Source organism: Dellaglioa sp. CoH-56-MRSF-12 (assembly GCF_056782075.1).
Map to the genome: position 1 here is coordinate 136,601 of NZ_JBXAYD010000001.1, position 25,009 is coordinate 161,609.

At 33.3% G+C, this 25,009-nt stretch carries 24 protein-coding genes; 18 read left to right on the plus strand and 6 right to left on the minus strand.

What is annotated here, in order from left to right:
- Nucleotides 1–17: 17 nt before the first annotated feature.
- Nucleotides 18–611 (plus strand): YdeI/OmpD-associated family protein, encoded by a 594-nt coding sequence (locus AC1RPY_RS00660; RefSeq protein WP_481761038.1) that lies wholly within the window; start codon nt 18–20, stop codon nt 609–611.
- Between the two features lie 50 nt (nt 612–661).
- Here the strand turns inward: AC1RPY_RS00660 and AC1RPY_RS00665 are convergent, their stop codons facing one another.
- On the minus strand, nt 662–2,077 hold the full coding sequence (locus tag AC1RPY_RS00665) for a glycoside-pentoside-hexuronide (GPH):cation symporter (RefSeq protein WP_481761037.1): 1,416 nt from the start codon (nt 2,075–2,077) through the stop codon (nt 662–664).
- A gap of 30 nt (nt 2,078–2,107) precedes the next feature.
- Nucleotides 2,108–2,347, minus strand: a complete 240-nt coding sequence (locus tag AC1RPY_RS00670) for a hypothetical protein (protein WP_409021786.1) — start codon at nt 2,345–2,347, stop codon at nt 2,108–2,110.
- A 511-nt stretch (nt 2,348–2,858) separates the two neighbouring features.
- On the opposite strand from AC1RPY_RS00670, the gene AC1RPY_RS00675 reads away from it, so the two are divergent.
- The 8 genes from AC1RPY_RS00675 (at nt 2,859) to lacD (ending at nt 9,760) form a co-directional block, all read left to right on the plus strand.
- Nucleotides 2,859–3,584: a GntR family transcriptional regulator gene (locus AC1RPY_RS00675; RefSeq protein ID WP_481761036.1), complete on the plus strand. Its 726-nt coding sequence runs from the start codon at nt 2,859–2,861 to the stop codon at nt 3,582–3,584.
- Nucleotides 3,585–3,598: 14 nt separating this feature from the next.
- Entirely contained in the window at nt 3,599–4,018 is a 420-nt protein-coding gene (agaF, locus tag AC1RPY_RS00680; RefSeq protein WP_481761035.1) for a PTS galactosamine/N-acetylgalactosamine transporter subunit IIA, read from the plus strand.
- A 13-nt stretch (nt 4,019–4,031) separates the two neighbouring features.
- Nucleotides 4,032–5,201, plus strand: coding sequence for an AgaS family sugar isomerase (locus AC1RPY_RS00685; protein WP_481761034.1), 1,170 nt, complete (start codon nt 4,032–4,034; stop codon nt 5,199–5,201).
- A gap of 22 nt (nt 5,202–5,223) precedes the next feature.
- Nucleotides 5,224–5,712 (plus strand): PTS N-acetylgalactosamine transporter subunit IIB, encoded by a 489-nt coding sequence (gene agaV, locus AC1RPY_RS00690; protein ID WP_481761033.1) that lies wholly within the window; start codon nt 5,224–5,226, stop codon nt 5,710–5,712.
- Between the two features lie 36 nt (nt 5,713–5,748).
- Nucleotides 5,749–6,543, plus strand: a complete 795-nt coding sequence (gene agaW / locus AC1RPY_RS00695) for a PTS N-acetylgalactosamine transporter subunit IIC (protein WP_481761032.1) — start codon at nt 5,749–5,751, stop codon at nt 6,541–6,543.
- Nucleotides 6,533–7,384 (plus strand): PTS system mannose/fructose/sorbose family transporter subunit IID, encoded by an 852-nt coding sequence (locus AC1RPY_RS00700; RefSeq protein WP_481761031.1) that lies wholly within the window; start codon nt 6,533–6,535, stop codon nt 7,382–7,384. Before agaW ends, AC1RPY_RS00700 begins: the two co-directional genes overlap by 11 nt.
- 75 nt (nt 7,385–7,459) lie before the next feature.
- Nucleotides 7,460–8,605: an N-acetylglucosamine-6-phosphate deacetylase gene (gene nagA / locus AC1RPY_RS00705; protein WP_481761030.1), complete on the plus strand. Its 1,146-nt coding sequence runs from the start codon at nt 7,460–7,462 to the stop codon at nt 8,603–8,605.
- Between the two features lie 171 nt (nt 8,606–8,776).
- The gene (lacD, locus tag AC1RPY_RS00710; RefSeq protein ID WP_481761029.1) at nt 8,777–9,760 is read left to right on the plus strand and encodes a tagatose-bisphosphate aldolase; all 984 of its coding nucleotides are present in this window, start codon (nt 8,777–8,779) and stop codon (nt 9,758–9,760) included.
- An 82-nt stretch (nt 9,761–9,842) separates the two neighbouring features.
- Here lacD and AC1RPY_RS00715 read toward each other — a convergent pair whose 3' ends face one another.
- On the minus strand, nt 9,843–10,589 hold the full coding sequence (locus AC1RPY_RS00715; protein WP_481761028.1) for a MurR/RpiR family transcriptional regulator: 747 nt from the start codon (nt 10,587–10,589) through the stop codon (nt 9,843–9,845).
- Nucleotides 10,590–10,711: 122 nt separating this feature from the next.
- Between AC1RPY_RS00715 and pfkB the strand changes: the two genes are divergently transcribed.
- Both pfkB and AC1RPY_RS00725 read left to right on the plus strand, forming a co-directional pair.
- The gene (gene pfkB, locus AC1RPY_RS00720) at nt 10,712–11,653 is read left to right on the plus strand and encodes a 1-phosphofructokinase (protein ID WP_481761027.1); all 942 of its coding nucleotides are present in this window, start codon (nt 10,712–10,714) and stop codon (nt 11,651–11,653) included.
- On the plus strand, nt 11,650–13,578 hold the full coding sequence (locus AC1RPY_RS00725) for a fructose-specific PTS transporter subunit EIIC (RefSeq protein WP_481761026.1): 1,929 nt from the start codon (nt 11,650–11,652) through the stop codon (nt 13,576–13,578). Before pfkB ends, AC1RPY_RS00725 begins: the two co-directional genes overlap by 4 nt.
- Before the next feature lie 129 nt (nt 13,579–13,707).
- Here AC1RPY_RS00725 and AC1RPY_RS00730 read toward each other — a convergent pair whose 3' ends face one another.
- Complete coding sequence (locus AC1RPY_RS00730) at nt 13,708–14,391, minus strand: MmcQ/YjbR family DNA-binding protein (RefSeq protein ID WP_481761025.1); 684 nt, start codon at nt 14,389–14,391, stop codon at nt 13,708–13,710.
- Between the two features lie 182 nt (nt 14,392–14,573).
- Here AC1RPY_RS00730 and AC1RPY_RS00735 point away from each other — a divergent pair, with 182 nt between their 5' ends.
- Complete coding sequence (locus tag AC1RPY_RS00735; protein ID WP_481761024.1) at nt 14,574–15,455, plus strand: sulfite exporter TauE/SafE family protein; 882 nt, start codon at nt 14,574–14,576, stop codon at nt 15,453–15,455.
- Nucleotides 15,456–15,532: 77 nt separating this feature from the next.
- Nucleotides 15,533–15,859 (plus strand): thioredoxin family protein, encoded by a 327-nt coding sequence (locus AC1RPY_RS00740; protein WP_481761023.1) that lies wholly within the window; start codon nt 15,533–15,535, stop codon nt 15,857–15,859.
- A 114-nt stretch (nt 15,860–15,973) separates the two neighbouring features.
- Here the strand turns inward: AC1RPY_RS00740 and AC1RPY_RS00745 are convergent, their stop codons facing one another.
- Nucleotides 15,974–16,621: a TetR/AcrR family transcriptional regulator gene (locus AC1RPY_RS00745; protein WP_481761022.1), complete on the minus strand. Its 648-nt coding sequence runs from the start codon at nt 16,619–16,621 to the stop codon at nt 15,974–15,976.
- A gap of 167 nt (nt 16,622–16,788) precedes the next feature.
- Between AC1RPY_RS00745 and AC1RPY_RS00750 the strand changes: the two genes are divergently transcribed.
- Nucleotides 16,789–17,943 (plus strand): YhgE/Pip domain-containing protein, encoded by a 1,155-nt coding sequence (locus AC1RPY_RS00750; RefSeq protein ID WP_481761021.1) that lies wholly within the window; start codon nt 16,789–16,791, stop codon nt 17,941–17,943.
- A gap of 95 nt (nt 17,944–18,038) precedes the next feature.
- Here AC1RPY_RS00750 and AC1RPY_RS00755 read toward each other — a convergent pair whose 3' ends face one another.
- A complete protein-coding gene (locus AC1RPY_RS00755; RefSeq protein WP_481761020.1) occupies nt 18,039–18,743 on the minus strand; it encodes a GntR family transcriptional regulator in 705 nt (234 codons plus the stop codon).
- Nucleotides 18,744–18,935: 192 nt separating this feature from the next.
- Here AC1RPY_RS00755 and AC1RPY_RS00760 point away from each other — a divergent pair, with 192 nt between their 5' ends.
- From AC1RPY_RS00760 to AC1RPY_RS00775, 4 genes are all read left to right on the plus strand, one after another.
- Nucleotides 18,936–20,855, plus strand: coding sequence for a beta-glucoside-specific PTS transporter subunit IIABC (locus AC1RPY_RS00760; RefSeq protein WP_481761019.1), 1,920 nt, complete (start codon nt 18,936–18,938; stop codon nt 20,853–20,855).
- A gap of 1 nt (nt 20,856) precedes the next feature.
- On the plus strand, nt 20,857–22,296 hold the full coding sequence (locus tag AC1RPY_RS00765; protein WP_481761018.1) for a 6-phospho-beta-glucosidase: 1,440 nt from the start codon (nt 20,857–20,859) through the stop codon (nt 22,294–22,296).
- Nucleotides 22,297–22,519: 223 nt separating this feature from the next.
- Nucleotides 22,520–23,884, plus strand: a complete 1,365-nt coding sequence (locus AC1RPY_RS00770; RefSeq protein ID WP_481761017.1) for an MFS transporter — start codon at nt 22,520–22,522, stop codon at nt 23,882–23,884.
- A 109-nt stretch (nt 23,885–23,993) separates the two neighbouring features.
- Entirely contained in the window at nt 23,994–24,974 is a 981-nt protein-coding gene (locus AC1RPY_RS00775; protein WP_481761016.1) for a LacI family DNA-binding transcriptional regulator, read from the plus strand.
- The last annotated feature ends 35 nt before the right edge of the window (nt 24,975–25,009 follow it).

Here is a 25,009-nt window from a genome sequence, read left to right on the forward strand (position 1 = left end):
ATAAAGGGGTTAAGACAATGACAGAAATTAAAAAGAATCCAAAAGTTGATTTACACTTAGAAAAAGCAACACAATGGAAAGAAGAAATGACACAGTTAAGAGAACTTGCACTCGAAACGGGACTGACTGAAGAATTTAAATGGGGCAAACCTTGTTATACACTAAATGGTAAAAATATTGTCTTAATTCAAGGATTTAAAGAGTATATGGCATTACTTTTCTTAAAAGGAACTCTGATTGATGATGGTAAGGGTATTTTAGTTCCAACGGGCGAACATACTGAGGTTGGTCGCCAAATTAGATTTCATAGCTTAAAAGATGTTACTGATTTAAAAGTAGAGATAAGTGATTACATTCAACAAGCAATTAATGCAGAAAAGGCTGGGTTAAAGGTTCCTAAGGGTAAACCAACTGAATTAGTGTTGCCAGTGGAATTCCAGAAAAAAATGAATGAAATGCCAGAATTGGAAGAATTTTTTGAAACGTTAACGCTTGGACGTCAAAAAACGTATGCACGTTATTTTGCAGATGCTAAAAAAACAGAAACGCGTGAGGCTAGAATTATTAAATATATTCCGAAAATTCTTGATGGTAAAGGACTTAACGATTAGACAGCAAAACAGCGACCAGATTTTATCTGATCGCTGTTTTTTTAATTATATTAATCTAATTTCTTTTTTAATTCTGTAACGATTTCAGCATGTTTAGCTTCAGTCAATTTAATTTTTGACATAAAGATAAGAGCAGCAACAATTATTAAGGCCATTGGAACGAAGAACATGTACATTCTGAATTGTAGTAAACCACTGTTTGTAATATCGCTTGGTTTAGCACTACCTGTCATACCAGCTTGGATTGCGGCAAAACCAACAACACCATTAGCGAAGGCACCAGCTAATTTATCCAACAAAGGACGAACTGCTAAAGTAACAGATTCATTACGTGTTCCACTCTTTAATTGACCGTATTCAACACTATCCGTAATTGTCATCAATGCTGCTAAGAAAACAAGTGGATATGGGAAGAAGAATAAGCCAACAGCAATTAAGACAACAACAAGGTTAGTACCAGCAAATAGGAAGAGAATGTAACCCAATAGCATGACAGCGATTCCGCCAAGGTAGATAGCACGACGATGAACCAATGCAACTAAAGTTGGGAACAATGAAACTGAAATAATTCCTAAGACTGCTGTTAGAACACCAACAGTAGTAAATGCAGCTGCACTACCTAAAACATAATTGAAGTAGTAAATCAAAAGTGAATTTGTAATAACATAACTAAAAGCGAAAAGGAAATATGATAATGATAACCACATTAACTGATCATTTTTACCGATAACTTTGAAAACATCACGGAAACGAACTTTTTCAGTATTTTCACGAATTGCATTTTTTTCAATCTTAGTTCCTAAAATAGTTGCTAAAGCACCTAAGAATGAAACCAAACCGATAACAATAGCAAAACCTAACCAACCTGCTTTTGTTTGTGTATTACCAGTTGTACCTGAGAACATTTTTGAAAAGAAGACAACGATTGGGACGATAACGATAATAACACCTTGAGCACCTAATGTTGAACCAAAACGAGCAATTGTTCCAAATTTAGTCCGTTTTTCTGATTCGACACTTAGAGCTGGTAACATTGACCAGAATGAAATATCTTTAAATGAATAGAAACTATCTAGAATGATATAAACAATGGCAAAAAGAATTAAGTAAAGATAAGGATTGCTTGTAGCTAAACCACCAAAATCAGTGAAAATAAGGATTAATCCAATTGAACTGACAATTGAACCGATTAGTAACCATGGTTTAAAGTTCCCCCAACGAGTACGAGTATTATCAATAACGCCACCAATTAAAGGATCAAAAAAGATCTCAACAATTCGAATAACAACCATCATAGTTGTGACGTAACCAATCATTTTAGCGTTGAAACCAGCATCCTTTGTAACGAATAATTGACTTGTAATAAAAATCATAAAATAAGTGCTAAGTGTTGCATAAAAGGCATCATGTCCAAATGCACCAAAGGCATATGAAGCATATTGTTTAAAATCTTTAGAATTTTTCATTAGTTTAATTCCTTTCGAGTGTAGTTAAAATTAGTTATATCTGTGTTCGATAATCTTATCTAAAATTGCTTGACGTTGTTTTTCTTTAGCAGAACCTAATTGGTTTTCTTCTAAAGAATTAAAATCATTAACTAACAAAACTGATTCAAGGTATAACGTCAATTGACGTTTAATATATATCTTGTTATCTTCATTTGTTTGCTTAGGATTTCCGGCAATAATTGCAGCTGCAAATCGTTCGGCATCAATCGTTAATTTATTTGTATCCATTCTAATGACCTCTTCCTATATAATAGATTTTTGGTAAAAGAAATTGTTATTCATAATAGCAAAACATAAAAATAATAAACGTGAAAACGCATTCTTTTAGTTAACAACTACATTTTACTAAACTTTTACTAAAATGTAAACGTTTTATTTTAGATGTATATTATTTAGACTAAAGTAACTTTTTAGTACCCTTACGTATTTATTGTAGAAAGAATTTATATGAGTTTAGAATCTAATAAATAAAAGTTATGCTTAATTGATATAATTAGAAAGCAAGTCATATCGGTCACGATAATTTTATACAGCGAAGTAGTGTGTCGCTAATAATCTATAACTTTAAAGTGAAATATGATTACTTTAGAAGGGGGGAATTAAAAAACATGATTAATGGTAGGTACCAATGTTGAAAATACAAATGATTTAATAATAGTTAATATAAAAATAACTATTGACAAAGAGTTTTAAAAATAATATATTATGTATGTGGTAGTAACCACTTGGGGGAAAAGTAATGTTAAACGGTAATTATGAGCGTCCACTCTATGATCAATTAGTAGATACGCTAAAAGAAGAAATTGAAAAGAATCTAAAGGTGAATGATAAATTACCGTCTGAACGTGATTTATCTATTGCTTACGATATGAGTCGTACGACTGTCCGAACAGCACTAAATGAGTTAGAACTAATGGGTTATGTATATCGCCAACATGGTAAAGGAACATTTGTGTCGAATATCGCTAAAATTAAGACTGATTTAGGGGGAACGTTTAGTTTTACAGAACAAATGGTTTCCCTTGATAAAGAACCGAGTAGTAAAATAATTAGCTTTGATGTTATTAGTGCTAATGAGTTTATTGCTCAAGGTTTAAAAGTTGAAGTTGGTACCAAGGTAATTAAATTAAAACGATTAAGACTTGCATCAGATGAACCAATGATGTTAGAGAGAACTTACTTACCGTATGCTAAATTTCCCTCTTTAACTGTGGAGACATTAAATAAGCAAGCGATGTATGTCATTTTTTTAGATGATTATAACCAGATTGTAAAAACGGCTGATGAATCTTTAACAGCAGGTGTTATGGCAGGCAATGATGCAACTTTATTAAATTTTTATGAAGGTGCACCTGTTCTTAAATTAGAGCGAACGACGTATAACACAAAAAATGAAGTAATTGAATTTACGTTGAGTATTGCGAGGGGTGATAAATTTACTTATCATATTCGACACAATAAATAAGGGAGGATAATTATATGATTGGTATGGTAGTAGCTGGACATGGGAACTTTGCAACTGGAATGGGATCAAATATTGAACTTATTGCCGGACAACAAGAAAATTTTATTCTTTGTGATTTTATACAAGGAATGACCGCGGAAGATTTAAGCGGCGACTATATGAAAGCGCTTAACAAATTAAACGGCTTAGATGGAATAGTTTTCTTTACTGATATTCCTGGAGGAACACCATTTAATGAAGCAGTTAAAATAAAATTACTGCATAATAATGTAAGCGTTTTAACAGGATCGAATATACCGATGTTATTAGATATGTTATTTAACCGGGATTTGAACATGAGCGCGTTTATGGAGAAAGCACTGGATGCTGGTAAAAAAGGTATTATGCAATTTGAAACAAAAAAAAGAGTAGAAATAGATGATAATGGCATCTAAAGGAGAGCTTAATATGTTTGAGAAGAATGAAAAAGAGTTGGAAATAATGGGCGCAAATATTACAACAGGTGAAATTAAACAACAACCTGAACTTTGGACTGAGGCATTTAATAATTTTAGTGAAAAGTCAGACGAAATAAAGACATTTTTAAAATCAGTTAAATCTACCTCGAACGGGTTGATTCGGGTCATTTTTACAGGAGCAGGAACATCCGCTTATGTTGGTGATACTGTAACACCATACTTAAGTAACCACGGGGATCGTGCAAATTATCAGTTTGAAAGTATTCCAACAACCGATATCGTATCTGCACCATATGATTATTTAGTACCAGATGCTACGACTATTTTAGTTTCGTTTGCTAGGAGTGGTAATAGTCCTGAAAGTGTTGCCGCTGTTGAAATTTCAAGAAAAATAATTAAAAATTTATATCAAATTACAATTACTTGTGCTCCGGAAGGGAAACTTGCTGTTGGTACAAAAGATGACGAACGTAATTTGTTATTGATGATGCCTGCGCTGTCTAATGATAAGGGATTTGCAATGACTGGATCATACAGTTGTATGTCACTCTCAGCGTTATTAATTTTTGATACAACACGTAAGGATATTAAAGAAAAATATGTTGAGACTATTATTGCAATGGGTCATGAAGTGATTAAACGTGAAGCTGAAATAAAAGCTGTTATTGATATGGAATTTGATCGGGTTGTCTATCTTGGGTCCGGAAGTTTATCGGGATTAACAAGAGAGGCACAGTTGAAAATTCTTGAACTAACGGCAGGTAAGCTAACAACAATGTTTGATTCTTCAATGGGGTTCCGACATGGACCTAAATCGTTCGTCAACGAGAAAACATTAGTTTTTGTATTTGTTAACAATCAAGAATATACACGTCAATACGATATTGATATTTTAGAAGAAGTGAGTGGAGATAAAATTGCCGCTAAAGTAATTGGGATTGATATTGAGGGACAGAATAACTTTAGTGGTGATCGTTTCACATTTGAATCAGGAGATGCCCTTTTACCAGAAGGATATCTGGCTCTTGCTGATGTTATGTATGCGCAAACTATTTCATTATTAAGTTCAGTAAAAGTGGGAAACACACCAGATACACCTTCACCAAGCGGTACCGTAAATCGTGTAGTTAAAGGTGTAACTTTACATGCCTATAAATAAAAATTTCAAGGAGGAATTTATTATGACAACACCAAACATTTTACTTGCAAGAATTGATAACAGACTTGTTCATGGACAGGTTGGTATGACATGGGTTAATACGATTGACGCTAATCTAGTTGTAGTTGCGAATGATGAGGTTTCTAAAGATGATGTACAGCAAAGTTTAATGGAGATGGTTATTCCTGAAACTGTTGGAATCCGCTTTTTCGATATTAAAAAAACGATTCGTATTATTGGTAAAGCCTCGGATAAACAAAAAATATTATTAGTTGTTCGTACGCCAGAAGACATGGCTAAAATTATTGAAGGAGGTGTCCCAATTAAGAAAGTAAATATTGGTAATTTACATTTTTCAGAAGGGAAGAAACAATTATCGGCAACTATCTCAGTCGATGATACCGATGTTCAAGCATTCAATAAAATGCATGATTTGGGTGTTGAACTAGAGGTTCAAGGTATTCCGAATGAAAAGGCATCAGATATGATGCGCTTACTGAAAGAATATTAAAAACGTAAATATAATAATAAAAAGGAGGAAATTTATATGTTAGTACAAGCGTTATTAATTGGACTATGGGCTGGTATTGCCGGTATCGATATGTATAGTGGTTTAACACATATTCATAGACCAATCGTTACTGGTGCAGTAGTTGGTCTAATATTAGGAGATTTTCAAACCGGCTTAATTGTTGGTGGTACATTAGAATTAGTTTGGGCTGGAATGGTTCCACTTGCTGGAGCACAGCCACCTAATGTTGTTATTGGTGGAATTATGGGAACCGCATTTGCAATTATTGCTCATCAAACACCAACATTAGCAGTTGGTATTGCCGTACCATTTGCAGTTGCCGTACAAGGTTTAGTTACATTACTATTTACAGCTTACTCACCAGTTATGCATAAAATGGATGAATACGCGATGGAAGGTAATGATAAGAAAATTGATCGATTGAACTACATGGGTCCGCTAATCTTGTTTGTTTTCTACTTCATTATGGCGTTCTTACCAATCTTCCTCGGTGCAAGTAAAGCGCAAGGAATGGTTGAAGCCGTTCCTGCATGGATCTTAACAGGATTAAGTACGGCCGGTGGTATTATGCCAGCTGTTGGATTTGCCATGTTGTTAAAAATTATGTGGAAGACAGCGTACGCACCATTCTTCGCAATTGGATTTGTTGTTGCAGCATATGGTAACTTACCAATCTTAGGAGTCGCAATCATTGGTATTTCAATCGCTGCTTATGATTTCTTTATTGGTGGAGCAAAATCTGATAATGGTGGAAAAAAAGTAGCAACCGTAACAGTTAATGAAGAGGAGGACTATAGTGATGGCATCTAAAAAGAAATTTGATCGCAATGATGTTGTGATCCCAGATACTTATAACGATCCTACTGTTGAAAAGGTAATTACAAAAAAAGATTTAAACAAAATGGTTTGGCGTTCACTACTTTTACAGGCTTCATTTAATTATGAACGTATGCAAGGTGGTGGGTGGACTTATAGTTTAATTCCTGGATTGAAAAAAATTCATAAAGATAAAGAAGATTTCTCATATGCAATGCTTGATCATTTACAATTTTTTAATACACATCCATTTTTAGTAACATTTGTTCAAGGTGTTATTTTAGCAATGGAAGAAAATAAAGAAAATAGATCAACTATTCGTGGTATCAAAGTAGCAATGATGGGACCTTTAGGTGGTATTGGGGATGCGATGTTCTGGTTAACGTTGCTACCTATTACAGCCGGAGTTGGGGTTTCATTATCAATGAATGGAAATCCACTTGGACCGATCTTATTCCTTGTTGTCTTTAATGCAGTGCATTTTGGGTTACTATTCTGGTTAATGAATTATGGGTATAGAACTGGTACTCGTGCTATTTCGAGTATGAAGGAAAATACAAAAAAAATATCACGTGCTGCGTCGATAGTTGGATTAACTGTTGTTGGAGCCTTGGTTGCAACATACGTTAACTTTAAATTTGGTGTTGTGATTCATGCTGGGAAAATTGATATTGATTTACAAAAAGGTGTTATTGATAAAGTGATGCCGGCATTATTACCGCTTCTTTATACATTCTTCTGTTACTGGATGTTGAAAAAAGGTAAATCTCCATTGATGTTGATTGGGCTCACAGTAGTTGTTGGCTTAGTAGGTGCATTCTTCAAGTTATTCTAGAAGAGGCCTGCGGAACTAGACTATGGATAATGGGCTAGTTTCTTTTTAACAAAAATAATATAGGAGGCATTACTGGTGGAAATATATTATATTCATGCAGATAAGTTTTTCTTGAAAAACACGGTTGAAAATGAAGGGTACTTGGCAATTATTGATGGTAAATTTGGTGATTATCAACAAGAAAAACCTGATGGTGATATCAAAGAATATACGGGTAAATGGATTGCACCAGGGCTTGTAGATACACATGTCCATGGTTTAAAGGGATATGATGTGATGGATAACGATTTTGAGGGCGCAAAAATGATGTCTGAAGGTTTATTAGAATGTGGCGTTACTTCATTTCTGCCGACAACATTGACGGCAGCTCCAGAAACGTTGAACGAAGTTATTTCTGACTTTGGTAAGCGTCATGGTGAAGTACGTGGTGCAAAAATACAGGGTATCTTTTTTGAGGGTCCATTTTTTACTGAAAAACACAAAGGTGCGCAAAATCCTAAATACTTTTTAGATCCAAGTATAGATATTTTTGAGCATTGGCAAAAATTAGCGCATGGACTTATTCGAAAAATTGCGATTGCACCTGAGCGAAAGGGTGTTAAAGAATTTACTGAGGCCTTAACTAAACAAGGGGTCAAAGTAGCATTGGGGCATAGTGATGCTACGTTTGATCAAGCTAAATCTGCAGTAGAATCTGGTGCATCTATTTTCGTTCATACGTATAACGGAATGAGCCCACTTAATCATAGAGAGCCAGGGATGGTTGGCGCAGCAATGTCATTAAGTAGTGTCTATGATGAACTAATTTGTGATGGTCAACATGTTAATCCGGCATCTGCTAAAATTTTAATTAACGTTAAAGGAGCAGACCACATTGTATTAGTAACTGATTGTATGCGTGCTGGTGCAATGCCTGATGGAAATTATACATTAGGTGAGTTCCCAGTTGTTGTTAAAGATGGCGCCGCAAGGTTAGAGTCAGGAAGTTTAGCTGGTAGTGTCTTAAAATTAATGGAAGCAGTTAAAAATGTTGTTGATTGGAATATTTCTACTCCTGAAGAAGCAATCCAAATGGCTAGTTATGTGCCCGCTAGAAGCGTTGGAATTGATGATAAGTGCGGAAGTATTGCGGCAGGTAGAGATGCTGACTTCATTGTTTTAGATCATGATTTAAATTTTGAGGAAACATATTTAAATGGTACTTTAAAATATAAAAAATGATATTAACTGATTCTTTATTAAGAGCTAGTCGGAGTAAACGGTATTTATGATTGTTAAGTTATTTTTAATTGGTATGTAAAAAATGAAATTTTAAAAACCTTTTCATATTCTTCAAAGATAGAATTATAAGTGGATGAGAGAAGTAAAAAAATAATAAAGGACGGAATAAAAATGACACCAAATAAATTGGCAGGACTTAAAGCACTTTCAAATGAAAAAGGCGTAATTGCAGCATTAGCAATTGATCAACGAGGATCTTTAAAAAAAATGTTGGCAGCAGCAGCAAATAAGCCAGCAAATGAAGAAGATATCGTTGAATTTAAAAAAGTAATTTCATCAGAATTAACACCATACGCTTCAGCAATATTACTTGATCCAGAATATGGTCTTCCAGCAGCAAAGGTCCGTAATGCAAGTACTGGATTACTAGTTGCATACGAAAAAACGGGTTATGATGTTACTACCCCAGGTCGCTTACCTGACTTATTACCAGATTGGTCAGTTCGTCGTCTTAAAGAAGAGGGCGCTGACGCTATTAAATTCTTACTTTATTATGATATAGACGAAAATGCTGAGATTAATAATATGAAACATGCATATATGGAGCGTCTTGGTTCAGAATGTGCTGCAGAAGATATGCCATTATTTTTAGAATTGGTTTCTTATGATGCAACTAATGACGATGTTAAAGGTTCAGAGTATGCTAAAGTAAAACCTCATAAAGTTATTGAAATGATGAAAGAATTTTCTAAACCTGAATATAAAGTAGATGTACTTAAAGTAGAAGTGCCAGTCAATATGGATTATGTGGAAGGGTTTAACGACGATAATGAGGTGGTATATTCTAAGACAGAAGCATTAGATATATTTAAAGAACAAAGTGATGCAACCAAATTACCATTTATTTTCTTAAGTGGTGGTGTATCGGCACAATTATTCCAAGATACTTTAGTATTTGCTCATGAAGCAAAATCAACATTTAATGGTGTACTTTGTGGACGTGCAACATGGAGCAAAGGTATCGAACCATTTGCTAAAGATGGTGAAGAAAAAGGTAAAGAATGGATGAACACAGTTGGTAAAAAGAATATTGAAGATTTAAATGTCGTTCTTGAAAGTACTGCTACATCGTGGTTTGATAAGGTATTAAAATAGTAAAATAAAGAGGCTAAACGTCATGTTTAGCCTCTTTATTTTTAATGATTTAGTAATGAAAAAAAGTAGAAGTGAAATAAATTTATTTGCTAGCTTTCTTTGTTCGAATTGCATAAGAATCTAAAAGTATACGGCTCATTACCTGTAATGGTAAACGAGATTTAACTTCAAATTCAGGGAAATATGAAATTTCAGATTTAAATCCGATAAACACGGAATCTGAATATTTAATAAGTGGACTTAATTTGTTGGTTGTTAATACAATAATATCGGCTCCATTTTTATACGTATTTTTAGCACCTTCAAGGAGTTCTGCAGTAGTTCCGTTCAATGAAATAATAATTAAAATATTATTATATGTAATCCTGTGACTAATTTGTTTAATAATATTGGGATCCGTAAAACTGACACAATTTTTATTTAATAATTCAAATTTTGTTAGCATTTCAATTGCAATTAATTCAGAAAAACCCCTTGAGAAAATGTATATTTTTTTTGAACGTTTAATTTTTTGAACTGTTTTTTCTATGGTATTAACGTCAAGCATACGTAGTGTGTTATTAAGTTCATGTTCATTCTTCATAATGACTTGTTGGATATCGTGATCCATATTCTGAATATTCTTATATTTTTTTTCTTTTTCTTTAGTAATTATAGATTGTTTAAAATCCATATAACCGCTGTAGCCTTTTTTTTTGAGCGTTCGTACGACTGTAGCGGTTGATACATGAGCTAAATCGCTAAGGTTGGTTATTGTTAATATCGGAATATCTTCTAGGTTATCTTGAATGACTTGCCAAAGAATCTTTTCGGAGTTACTAAGAGACATTACTGGTCACCTCACCTTGATTGTTTGTTTATTTTCAATTGTAGCATACAAAATCATATATTGAAAACCTTTTCATTTCTGTCAGATGTAGTATTGGTAGGTAGAAGAAAGGGGTAAAAATTATGATATATACATGTACATTGAATCCAGCTATTGATCTTTTTATCCAAACCGATGAAATGAAAAAAAATATTGTTAATAGAACGGAAAATTATGAAATACAAGCGAATGGTAAAGGAGTTAATGTTAGTTTTATTCTAAAAAAGAAAGGCGTAGAAAGTACTGCTATTGGAGTTGGTGGAGGATTTACTAATGCGTATATTGAGTCTGAGTTGGCAAGGTGCAATATAAAAACTGATTTTGTACATATCGATGCTAATACACGAATTAATGTTTTTACAAGAGTAATTCAGCAAGATACGGAGTATAAATTAGTAAATAAAGGTCCACATGTTAGTGATGATGAAATAAATCAGTTCATGGATAAGATTCAAAATTTAGATGAAAAGGATACATTAGTTGTATCTGGTAGTTTATCTGACGGAATCTCTGAAGAAATTTTAATTAGTATCGCAAAGCAGGCGCAGGAAAAAGGATATAAGCTAGTTTTGGATACTAGTTATCAAACCGTACTGGATACATTGAAATATAATCCTTATATTTTAAAACCAAATGATGAAGAATTAATGAGTTGGTTTGGCGTAGAACATAAACTATCTCAACATGAATTGATAACTTATTCAAAAGAATTAATTAAATTGGGTGCACAAAATATTTTATTATCATTGGGTGGCGGTGGTGCAATGTTTATAAATAAAGAGGTTGTGTTATATGGAACTGTCCCTAAAGGAACCGTTGTTAACACGGCTGGGGCCGGCGACACCATGTTGGGAACTTTTTTAGCAGGGGTAGCGATAGGGGACAAAAAAATAGAAGAAGTATTTAGAGAAAGTATAGCAGCCGCGAGTTCAACGGCATTTTCAAAAGGGTTAACAGATTTTTCGAATGTAAAAGAGCTGACTAAGCAGGTAAAAATATCTAATATTAAGGAGGAATTAAGATGACAAAATATAAAATAATTGCAGCTACTGGATGTCCAACAGGAATTGCGCATACATACATGGCGCAAGAGGCCTTAGAACAAGCCGCTAAAAAAAGAGGTATATCAATTAAAGTTGAAACTCATGGTCAAAGTGGTATAGAAAATGCGTTTTCACAACAAGAAATTGATGATGCTGATGGTGTAATAATTGCGTCAGATAAAGATGTAGATATTGATCGATTCGATGGTAAAAAAATGATAAATGTGTCAGTTACGAAAGGTATGAAAGAGGCAGATGTATTAATTGATCAAATATTGACAGATGATAATTTACCTACCTATCATCGAAAAGGAGCAAAAATTTCATCGAATGAAGAAACAGTAAATTTATCTGGCTCATTTTGGCACAAAATGTATGTGTACGTGATGAATGGAGTGTCACATATGTTACCAATAGTAGTTGCTGGGGGAGTGTTAACAGCCGTATCATTTTTTTGGGGAATTAATTCAGCAGACATAAAAAGCCCTCAATATAACGATATAGCACATTTATTGAACACTATTGGCGGATTTGCAATGAATCTTATGGTTCCAATTCTATGTGCCTATATAGCTGAGGCTATTGGTAAAAGACCTGGATTGATAGTTGGATTTGTAACGGGAATGATAGCATATACAAATGGAACGGGATTTTTAGGTGGAATAATTGGTGGATTTTTAGCAGGGTATACGATTTTAATATTACAGTTCTTATTAAAAAAACTACCTAAATCATTAGATGGACTGAAAGCCATTTTTATTTTACCTGTAATTGGAGTATTTTTATCAGGCTCTATTATTTGGTATCTATCAGTTCCAATGGCAACAATTAATGAAGGAATGATGACGTTTTTAAAGGGTTTAGAAAATTCAAGTCCCATTCTATTAGGATTAGTTGTTGGAATTATGTGTGCTTCAGATATGGGTGGGCCAATTAATAAAGCAGCATATTTAACCGGAACAGCTCTTTTAGCACAGGGAAATTATTTCTTTATGGCAGGAGTTTCTGCAGCGTGTATTGCGCCACCATTGGCAACAGGGTTTGCTGTACTGTTCAACAAAAAAGCATACTCAGATAAAGAGCGCAGCGCAGGTTACGTTAACTTTTTATTAGGATCAACTCATATTACAGAAGGTGCAATTCCATTTGCGGCAAAGAATCCGCTACTAAATATTCCTGCATTTATGGTTGGTTCTTCGATTGCTGCGATTTTAACCTATGTAACTAGAATTAGTGTACCGGCTCCACATGGTGGATTTATTGTATTACCGTTAGTGAATAAACCATTACTGTGGGTATTATGGATTATTATTGGATCACTTGTATCTGCTGTCTTACTAGCCGCTATTGCTGGTCGCCAAGCTAAAAAAAATAATAGTTTAGTGATGAATGTAGGTAGTAATACCAACTTTGAACAAGAGCAAGATAATGATATAAAAATGAATGAAAATGAATTCGATAATATATTGAAAAGAAAAAACATTGAATTGAACGTAGCCGTTTCTGATAAAGAAGAACTCTTACATTTTTTAGCAAATTTTGCTAAAAAATTAGGATATACGAATAATGAAAGTTATATTTTAAATAAGTATAAGATTCGTGAGTCTGAGGGAACGACAGGGATGGAAAAAGGCATTGCGATACCTCATGCACAGGATGAATCGATTAATAAATCAGCAATGCTAATTGTTAAATTACGTGAGCCTATTGAATGGGAAACATTTGATAATCAGCCAGTAGATACAGTTATCTCATTTCTAATTCCAGAAAAAGATGATGGAAAGCATTTACAGTATTTATCAAATACATCGAAATTACTTGTCCATGACTCATTTGTGGAAGAATTAAAAAAATCGAATACAGTTGATGATATATACAACCTATTTAAAGAAAATATTAATAAGTAGATAAAATTGAGCTACAAAGCTACGTATATACTAAAAAAGTACAAGTGTTTAATGATAAGCGAAAATTCATTCTAAGTAAACAAGTTCAAATTTTGTTGACTATTAGAATGGATTTTTTTAGTTCGCCTTTTATTTAGCTAGTCCATAGCTAGTATCAATATAAGAATAAACAGTGTCTAAATTATTTTGGCCATTTAATAAAATTGAAACCCAGTGTTTTTTATTCATATGGTACCCTGGAAAAATTTGATTTTTGTCTATTTTATTGATGAGCAGGTCAGGATCCATTCGAATATTAAGTATTTCAACTAATTTCTCGGAATCCAAGCCTATTTTAGTTGCTGGAATTTTCATTAAAGCGGCATACCATTTTTTAGAATCTGATCGACGTAAAACAGCGTCATTTGGAAACTGTTTCCAGAGGAATTCTAGATTGGTCTGATAATGTTCTTGTACATAATTAATGATAGATTGTGAATCAGCAGTTTGGAATACTGGAGTAGTTTCAAAACAACTAGCAACAATTAAATCCAGTTGTTCAATCACTGATTTTCTGATTGAACTGACAAATGATCCTGTTGCAGACTGATTTTTATAAAGTGTATATTCTTCTTTAGTTAGAGCATCAATAATAGTAGTATTAATTTTTTCAGAGGGGGAAATTGAGACGGTTAGTATAAATTGATTATTAAGAATTGAAACTTGATAATTATAGATTTCTTCTGCTGTTTTTGTAAAACCATATGGAATCAATGAATCTACCTTTAGTTTCAAATGACTAAATGAATTATAAGCAAAAAAGTCTGTTAGCATAGTGCATCTCCTTTTATAAATTATATAAACAATTAACAGTAGCATACCTTATATTTCTAATTTTAGACTTTAAAGGACTAATTATATAGTATAAAATAGAAAAATTAATATAGACTATTTTATCTAGGAATAAATTGAGTTAAACTGTACTATTATGATTCATTTAACTAGGAGATTTAATCATGCAAAAGACGTTGATTGCGGCAATTATTGTTATTAATTTTATATTTATCTGTTATTTTATGCGTGATTTAATGAGACATAAATCAGACTTCATGAAAGAACCGGCCAGTTCAGTATGGACACCAATATCGCAGATTGTTATTTTTTTCTTTTCTACTTTTGGAATTTCAGATTTTGCCATATCAACAGCAATATACCAGAAAGCTAATTGGGTTTCTATGAAAAAATTACCAGGTACGTTAAATGCGCAAGATGTTATTCCAATATTTGTCATGTCGCTGGCGTATATTACAAGTATCAATGTTGGTACTAAGACGTTACTAGTCTGTATTATTTGCCAAGTGCTGGGTGCTTATATTGGTCCGAGATTTGTTGTTAGATTACCTGAAAATAGTATTAGATCATTTGTTATCGTTGGATTACTTGTTGCAACCGCGTTAATCATCGCTGGTAAATTAGGCCTAATCACTGCTAGTGGGACCGCTACCGAACTATTTGGCTGGAAATTAGTTGTAACAGGATTTTTATTATTTATTTATGGCGCATTAAATAATATTGGAATAGGCTCATTTTCATTAACAATGGCAACTGTCTATGCGATGGGAATGGATCCGATTGCTGCATTTCCAATTATGATGGGGGGATGTGCATTTTCTTTACCAATAGGAAGTATGCAATTTATAAAACTCAATCAATATTCTAGAAAAATAACCTTATTTTCTGTTTTTGGTATTATAGGTGTTTTAGTTGCGGTACTTTTAGTTAAGAATATTAATACAAGTGTGATTCAATGGATTGTTATTGTAGTATTATTGTATTCTGCATACAGCCTATATATAGGTAATAAAGAAGCTAAACTAATCAGAGATAAAAATAAATAAGCAAGCATATTTTAATTGAAAATGGCTAATCTGATATATACTTATAAAAAGTAAGCATATTAGTGGAGGTAGCAAAAATGAAAAGTATAGAAAAAGAAACAACGGTAAGTGAATTAATGGATAAAATTAAAGATGGAAAGTATATCCTATTTTTTTCTGCAACATGGTGCCCAGATTGTGCTTTTATTAAACCTGAAATGCCTAATATTGAATCAGAATATACTGAATACACATTCTTAGCTGTCGATCGAGATGAAAATATGGACTTAGCTGTTGAGTTAAGTGTCTTCGGTATTCCAAGTTTTATTGCATATGAAAATGGTAAAGAAACAGGACGTTTAGTTAATAAAAATCGTAAAACGAAACAAGAAGTAGAAACATTTATTAATAGTATTCCTGCGTAATTAAAAAGATTAGTTAGTATGAATAATCTGCTTTGAATTAAAAATACCCATCGAGTAAACAAGGTTTTACAGTAACTTGTTTACTCGATGGGTATTTTTAATTATTTATTTTTATCAAACACTAAGTGCGTTTATCAGAGCATCTGCTGAATGTTCAATACTTTCTTTTGTTAACGATTGATCAAAAAGAAGATAACCAAGTACAATACCACCTATAGTTGACCAAATAACCTTAAGAATTTCGAGATTATCCCAACTGACAATTAGTTTTTTTTCTTTTAGTGTATCAATAGTTGAATTGAGTGCCGTCCAGTATGGGGCGGGAATATTTTCTAATAACTGTTTAACAACCGATTTATCATAAAGTAGTTCAGAAATGAAAATTTTAAGAACTTTAGCATTTTCTTGCAAAAAAATAATTCTATTTTTTAACAAAGGACGAATTAATGAATCCAAAGTTAAATTTGAATGATCAATGGACTCGTCTAATAAGTCGTGCATTGCAGAAGGTAAGATGGATTTAATGACAGGGGCAATAATGGCGTTAAGTAAGCCTTGTTTATTGTTATATTTACTAAAAATATTACCTTCAGCCACGCCAGCTTTTTTTGCAATTTCTTTTGTACTTGTATTTGCATAGCCTTTTTCTGAGAATAATTCAATTGCGGCGATTAAAATTTGTTTTTGTTTATCTGTTATATCTCTAAATAAATCCGAGTTGGCATATAATTTTAATTCAGAATTTTTAATAATATTCACCATCCTATTTATAGCCCTATTATGACACAATTGATAGCGATGACAAAAGACAAACTTATTATTTTGATAGTTTATATTTAAAAGTTAGGGTTGACTAAACTTGTGGATAGGTTATAATCGTATTTGTAATTGATTGAGTGCTCACTCAAAAAGAAAAGAGGAATATGATTATGTTTAAAAATAAATTTTTAGGTTTCGCCATTTTAGTTTCGGTATTACTTACATTTATTATGGTGGTGATGCAAATCCCATCTGTAAAATCAGAGCTCAAAGATGTACCTGTTGCCATTGTTAATGAAGATAGTGGTAAGCAAGGTAACAAAATCGTTGAAAATCTAACTAGAAGCAAAAATAAGGCGTTAGATTGGCATATCGTTAAGAGTGATAAGGCACTTAAGAGTGCAATGGATAAACAACATTATTATGCGGCTATTGTAATTCCAAAAGATTTCTCGGCATCAATTGGAAAATTAGCTGATCCAACAACAAAAGATGTTACAAATGTAACTGTTGTAACAAATGAAGCAAAAAATGCTACATTGTCAACGACTTTAGGTTCGACACTATCAACAATAGTTACAAAAATTGGTGGTGGTATTTCAGCCGGAATTTTAACAAATATGGCAAAAGCCAATATGAGTGTCCCCGCTGTGACTGCATTGAAGTTAAATAACCCAATCACTGTAAAAACAACCGTTAGACATTCAACCGCTGGATTAACATCAGCGAATAGTTCGTTCTTCCAACCCGTCTGGATTGCAAGCATGGTTATTAGTTTATTATTATTCTACGCTGGAGATTCAAGAGAATTTAAATCAATGAAACACAAGTTTTCATTTAAATCATCATTCATTATCTCAGCTGTAGCACTTGCAATTTTAACTGGATTTGCAACAGCTACGTATGCGACATGGATTTTAGGATTTGATTTTACACATTTTATAACAATTGCATCGTTCTTATCATTTACAAGTTTTGCTTTTATAATGTTATTCTCAGGGGTATTGACATGGATTGGTTTCCCAGGGGTAATTATATTTGTCCTCTTACTATTTTTCTCAATTCCTTTATTGGCAATGGCACAACCATTAGTACCTCAATTCTACCAAGATTGGGTTCTTCCATGGTTACCAATGCGTTTCTTGTATGATGGTGCTCGCAGCATTCTTTATTATGGAGCATCTTTCTGGAACAGTTCTACAATGGGCCTAACTTATGTCTTAGCAATCGGTAGTGTCTTGTTTTTTGCCGAAGGATTATCACCCAAACATCGTAAAGTTGAAAAAGAAATTAACGATAAAATTAAAGAGATGGAAGTTAAATAGAATTCTTTAAATGAATCTTGAAATAAATTAAAAACCTCAGGGTAATCACCTTTTTAAGTGATTGCCCTGAGGTTTTTAATTTATTAATTATGGTTTTATTTTTGTCCACTTTGAATAAAAAAGTTAGCATGTTTATAGTTATAAATAGTTTGAGAAAGATCAAAAGGTTCACCGCTTACTGTATAAAAAAGTTCATCAATATAGAGTCCAGGCGAATTTTCTGGTAGTTCTAAAAGGGTTGATTCTGTCTTTTTAAGGGTGTCTGTACGTAAATATTTATCGGAGAAACCTATTTTTAATTTTAAAACTTCTTTCAAGTAATTAAAAATAGACTCACTGATTATTTCGCGATTAAGATAAGGAACAAGTTTTTTTCGATAGTAGGATCTCTCAATACAGAGAACTTGATTATCGATGTAACGAATTCTTTTTATTAAATAAACTTCCTCACCCGGAGCACAATTTAATTCCCTGGCTACATCAGCATTGGGTAGTTCAACTTTTAAATCAATCACTTTTGTAGATAATTTACTGTTTTCTAAATCTTTTGTAAAGCCCATGTTCGTCATTAGAGCGATGTAACCGTCTCTTTTTTGACGACGAACAAAAATTCCGCTACCTTGTACTTGATAAATAATACCCTTATCTTCTAAAGTTGTGAGAGCTTTAACGAGTGTCGTCTTACTGACGGCATATTTGGCAATAAGTTCATTTAGACTAGGGAGTTGCGTCCCTTGATTCAAATTTTTATTTTTAATTGCAAGCTCAATTTGATCAGCAATTTCTTGATACTTTAACATTTCATGCCTCCATTAAAATAATGTATCCTTTATTGTATAACATTGTTCCCGCCTTGTACATCTAGATGAAAAGGGTTACAAAAAAAGTGTTGACTTATTGTGCACGTACAATTAAAATATACATATACAAAGATTTGTAAGGGTTTACAATTTTTTTCTATTTATTCGTTTTTATCTGAGGAGGAGAAAAATATGGCAAGTAAGGTTAGAGATTATACAAAATTAGCTACAGATATTTTAGAAGCAATTGGTGGAGAAAAAAATTTAGCAGGAGCAACGCATTGTGCGACACGGTTACGACTAGTGCTACATGAGGTTCCTTCAGATGCTAAAGAAAAAATATCAGCAATGGCAGGCGTTATCACTGTTGTTGAAAGTGGTGGACAATTCCAAGTAGTTATTGGACCACATGTTGCGGATGTTTATGATGCATTCTCAGCAATGATTGATAGTTCAGAAGTAGAGGAAGTAGAAGCACCAAAAACAAGTATAATGAATCGAGTTATTGCAACAATGTCTGCGGTTTTTGCCCCATTCGTTTACATATTGGCCGCGGCAGGTATTATTCAAGGGAGTTTAATTCTAATTACTTTAGCTATGCCAAATTTTCCTAAAAGTGGTACATATCAAGTTTTAAGCTTTATTTCTTGGGCACCATTTACGTTCTTACCAATATTTATTGCCATAACGGCAGCTAAACATTTTAAAACAAACAGTTTAATCGCTGTTGCATGTTGTGCTGCATTAGTTAGTCCCACATGGGCAGAGATGGCTGGAACTATTGCTAGCGGTACAAGTATTAACTTTATGGGTATTCCATTATCTCAAACAGTTTATACATCATCAGTATTGCCACCATTATTTTTAGTTTGGATTCTTTCTTATCTTGAAAGATTCTTGAGTAAAAAGATACCTGACATTATTAAAGAACTTGCTGTTCCATTATTATGTCTATTAATTATGGTTCCTTTAACAATCTTAATTATTGGACCACTTTCATCTCTTGGAGCTGAAGGAATCGCAAAAGGATATAATTATTTAGTTAAAGTTGCACCACCTTTAGCAGGTGTTATTATTGGTGGTTTCTGGCAAGTACTTGTTATTTTTGGTATCCATTGGGGTGTTACGCCAATGGTTATGGCCAATTTCAAAATGAATGGAATGGACTCATTTCAGGCTTTTCAAACAATTGCAGTGGTCGCACAAGTTGGTGCTGTTTTAGGTGTATTTATTAAGTCTAAGAACAGAGAATTAAAAAATATATCTCTTTCAGCATTTATTACAGGATTATTTGGGATTACAGAACCAGCAATTTATGGTGTGACATTAAGATTTAAAAAACCATTTATCTTTGGTTGTATTTCAGGAGCGTTTGGTGCATTAATTACAAGTTTCTTTAATTCATATTATTTTGCTTATGCTGGACTACCAAGTTTATTAACCATTGTAAATGCAATTAGTCCTAAATACCCACACTCATTTATTGGTATGGTTGTTGGATGTATTGTAGCAATTGTGGGTTCAGTTCTACTTGTTCAAATTTTTGGTACGGGTGAAACAGTTAGTGAAGTCGCAACAATGGAAGCACAGTTAGATGATGCACCAGCTAAGGTCGCACCAGTTATGAGTACGCCAGTAATAAATGCACCAGGCGTTGTTAATAGCCCTGTAACAGGGAAAGTAATTGCGTTAACAGAAGTAGAGGATGAAGTATTTTCATCTGGTGCAATGGGCAAAGGTGTTGCTGTAAATCCAACGGATAATAAAATATATGCACCATTTGATGGTCAGGTTGTCATGACTACAGAGACACAACATGCGATTGGATTAAAATCTGTAGATGGTGTAGAAGTTTTAATTCATATTGGAATGGATATCGTTGAATTAAAAGGAAAATATTTTGCAACACAAGTTAAAAATCATGATTATGTAAAAATGGGTGATTTACTTGTTGAATTTGATCAAGAGAAGATAAAAGAATCAGGATTTTCAGTAGTAACACCTGTAATTGTGACTAATTCAGATGATTACGAAGATGTTATTGCGTATACGCAAAATGAAATTCACCATGGAGAACCAATAATGGAATTAATTCCAAAAGGAGAAAAATAAAATGTCTAAATTACCGAAGGATTTTTTGTGGGGTGGCGCTTTGGCTGCTCATCAGTTTGAAGGCGGCTGGAATGTTGATGGAAAAGGGCCAAGTGTTATTGATGTGATGACTGCAGGAGCAAATGGTGTTCCGCGGGAAATTACGGAAACTATTGAAACAGATAAATTTTATCCGAATCATGATGCAATTGATTTTTATCATCATTACAAAGAAGATATTCAATTTTTCTCTGAAATGGGATTGAAGTGCTTACGAACATCAATCGCGTGGTCACGTATTTTCCCAATGGGAGATGAAAGCGAACCAAATGAAGCGGGATTACAATTTTATGATGATGTTTTTGATGAATTATTAAAAAAAGGTATTCAACCAGTGATTACCCTATCGCATTTTGAAATGCCACTCCATTTAGCTAAAGAATATGGTGGTTTTAGAAATCGTAAATTAATTGATTTTTTTGAAAATTTTGCTACGGTTTGCTTTAAACGTTATCAATCTAAAGTAAAATATTGGATGACATTTAATGAAATTAATAATCAAATGGATACAAATAACCCCATCTTTTTGTGGACTAATTCTGGAGTTATTGTGAACGATGGTGAAAATCCCAAAGAAATTATGTATCGAGTTGCACATAACGAACTCTTGGCTAGCGCTAAGGCGGTTATTGCTGGTAAAAAAATTAATTCTGATTTTGAAATAGGATGCATGGTATCACACGTACCAATTTATCCTTATTCATGTGATCCGGAAGATATCATGGCTGCTGAAGAGGCAATGCATCAACGCTTCTTTTTCCCAGATGTTCATGTTCGTGGAGAATACCCACGTTATGCACTAAAAGAGTTTGAACGTCACAATTATGATGTTGGGATTCAAGAAGGCGATATGGAGATATTGAAAAAAGGGACAGTTGATTATCTAGGATTCAGTTACTATATGTCAACAGTTGTTAAAGCAGATGCTGAAGCAGATCATTTAGGTGATGTTGTGAATGGTGGACTACCTAATGGGGTTCCTAATCCGTATATTAAATCTAGTGACTGGGGCTGGGCAATTGATCCCGATGGTTTACGATATACGTTAAATCGATTATATGATCGCTATCAGTTACCGTTATTTATTGTTGAAAATGGTTTTGGCGCGATTGACAAGCTTGAAGATAATCATGAAATTCATGATCCTGAACGTGTAAGTTATCTAAAAGAACATATTGAAGCAATCGAAAAAGCAGTTGATTATGATGGTGTTGAAGTCTTAGGATATACACCATGGGGTGTTATTGATTTAGTATCATTTACAACTGGTGAGATGAAAAAGCGTTATGGTATGATTTATGTTGATCGTGATAATGAGGGCAATGGATCGATGAAACGTTATAAAAAAGACTCATTTACTTGGTATAAAAATGTAATTGAAACAAATGGAGAAAGTCTTTAAAAGTTATTATAGAAAGAAAAAGCATCTCATTTATTAATAAATGAGATGCTTTTTGATTAATAAAAAAACAAATGACAACCGGTTGACATAAAAATATAAACAGGTTATACTTTGGTTATTCTTTCAGAAAGCGCTTTCTAAAAGTTGAGTTTATAGGTACAGGCAATTGCTATTTTTTAGTGAAATGGGACATTTATTAAACAAATAGAATGGGGTAAATAGAATGGAAAACAAAGTAAACGTAGATACAAATCAAGTTGAAGAAATTCCTCTTTTTCGAAAACTAAGTTATTCACTTACAGATTTTGGCGGAAATATTCTATTTGTAAGTATTAGTACGTACTTGTTATATTTTTATACAGATGTTTTTGGAATTGGGATTGGTGTAGCTGGAACTATCTTGCTCGTCACACGATGCGTTGATATGTTTGATGCACCAATATGGGGCTTTTTAATTGATCATACACATACAAAATGGGGACAAAGTCGGCCGTATTTCTTGTGGTTATGTGTACCATTTGCATTCTTTACATGGTTAACATTTACTACACCGAATTTATCGGGATCGTCCAAAGTTATCTATGCATCAGTTGTTTACGTCATTGCAGGAATTATATATACCGGAATTAGTACCCCTATGACGTCGATTTTACCTAACTTAACAAATGATTCAGACCAAAGAACGGTTTTGAATTCATATCGAATGGTTGGAGGAAATGTTGGTCTATTGGTTGCTAATGGTGTTGTTTTACCATTAGTTCAAATATTAGGGCAAGGAAATGATCGTAAAGGATTCTCATATGCAATGATTATTTTAGGGATTATCTCCATTATTGCCTTTTTAATTGCCTTTTTAAATTTACGAGAAATTAATACAACGATTACGAAATCAATATCATTAAAACAGAGTGTTAAAGCAACAAAAAGTAATTGGCCTTGGATTTTATTGGTTATTTCCAACTTATTCTATTGGATTGGAACAACTGTTAGAAGTTCAGGCATGATTTATTATTTTCAATATAATATCCATGCAAAATCATTAGTCGCAGTTGCTGGTTCTTTATCTGTTGTTGCTGTTATAGGGATGATATCAATTCCATTACTTGTTAAACGTACAAATAAAAGAACGGTTCTAATTGGAGCACTATTGATGGGAGCAATCTGTAACATGTTGCTTCAAGCAGTTGGTAGTAATCAAGTTTGGGTTGTTATCTTATATTGCCTAGGATCAATTGGAACGGGTGTTGCAGCTGCAATGCCATTCCTAATGTTGGCTGATGCGGTTGATTTTGGTCAATGGAAAACAGGAATCAGAGCCAGTGGCTTTTTAACAGCTATTGGAAGTGCATTCTGTGTTAAAGCAGGTAGTGGGATTGGCGGATTTATTCCATCACAAGTAATGCAATTCTTTGGATATATACCCAATCACACTCAAACGAGTCAATCTTTATTAGGCATTAACTTAAGTTTTATCTGGATTCCAGCCATGCTGTTCATACTTGCTGCAGTTCCAATGTTTTTCTATGGTAAATTTGAACGAAATGAAGATAAAGTTAGATTAGAATTAGCTAAAAAAGAAGCAGCTTAAAAAGTTAATGGTGGGGATAATGGTTTTGCTTATTTTATGGTAAACTAAGAGTACTAAAAGTTAAGCGGTAACAATTTAACTAAAATTAGACGACTTAGGAGCAAATAAAATGCAAAATCCAAAACTTGATGATGTCGCTGAATTGGCAGGCGTTTCTAAAACGACTGTATCTAGGGTGTTGAACAATAGAGGTTATCTTAGCGAAAAGACAGTTAAAAAGGTTCGTGATGCTGTGAAAGAGTTACATTATCAGCCTAATGATGTTGCAAGACAATTATTTAATAAAGAAACAAAACTAATAGGGCTTATTTTCCCAACCATTGCGAATCCTTTTTTTGGACAATTAGCTTACCATTTAGAAACGAAACTTTTTAATAGAGGTTATAAGGTTCTTATCGGTAACTCAAAAAATGATTCAGAAAAAGAAGTGACTTATTTACGTAAACTAATGGCAAATCAAGTTGATGGGCTAATTGTTGGAGCACATAATGAAGGAATTGAAGAATATCATAATACAAATTTACCAATTGTCGCAATTGATAGAATTATGAATGGTGATATTCCGGTCGTTTCTTCTGATAATTATAGTGGCGGTAAAATGGCAACAGAATTGCTATTAGAACATGGGGCAACCTCAATTGTACATACAAATGGACCTTATGATTTAGAAACGCCTGCTCGAGATAGACGTAGGGCATACGAGAAAATTATGAGTGAACATGGGTTGCCAGCCGTAACGTATACAATTGATTTTAATTGGACAGAAACAGAAAAAACAAAAGTTATTAAAAGAATTTTTGAGGATCTTAAACGAGTGGATGGTATTTTTGCTTCGAATGATACAGACGCTAGTTTGATCATAAAAATAGCTAGAGAATATGGCAAACGAGTACCTGAAGATTTACTTGTTATTGGCTATGATGGGACAGATGTTGTTCGATTATTTAAACCAGAACTAACAACAATTATTCAACCAATTGAACAGATGGCTGATGCAGCTATTGATATTTTAATGAAGAAAATAGAAGGTAAAGAGACACCTATGCAAGTAGTACTACCGGTACAATTATATAAAGGAGAAACGGCATAGTAGGTGCGTTTTTATTTTAAGATAATGACAACCGG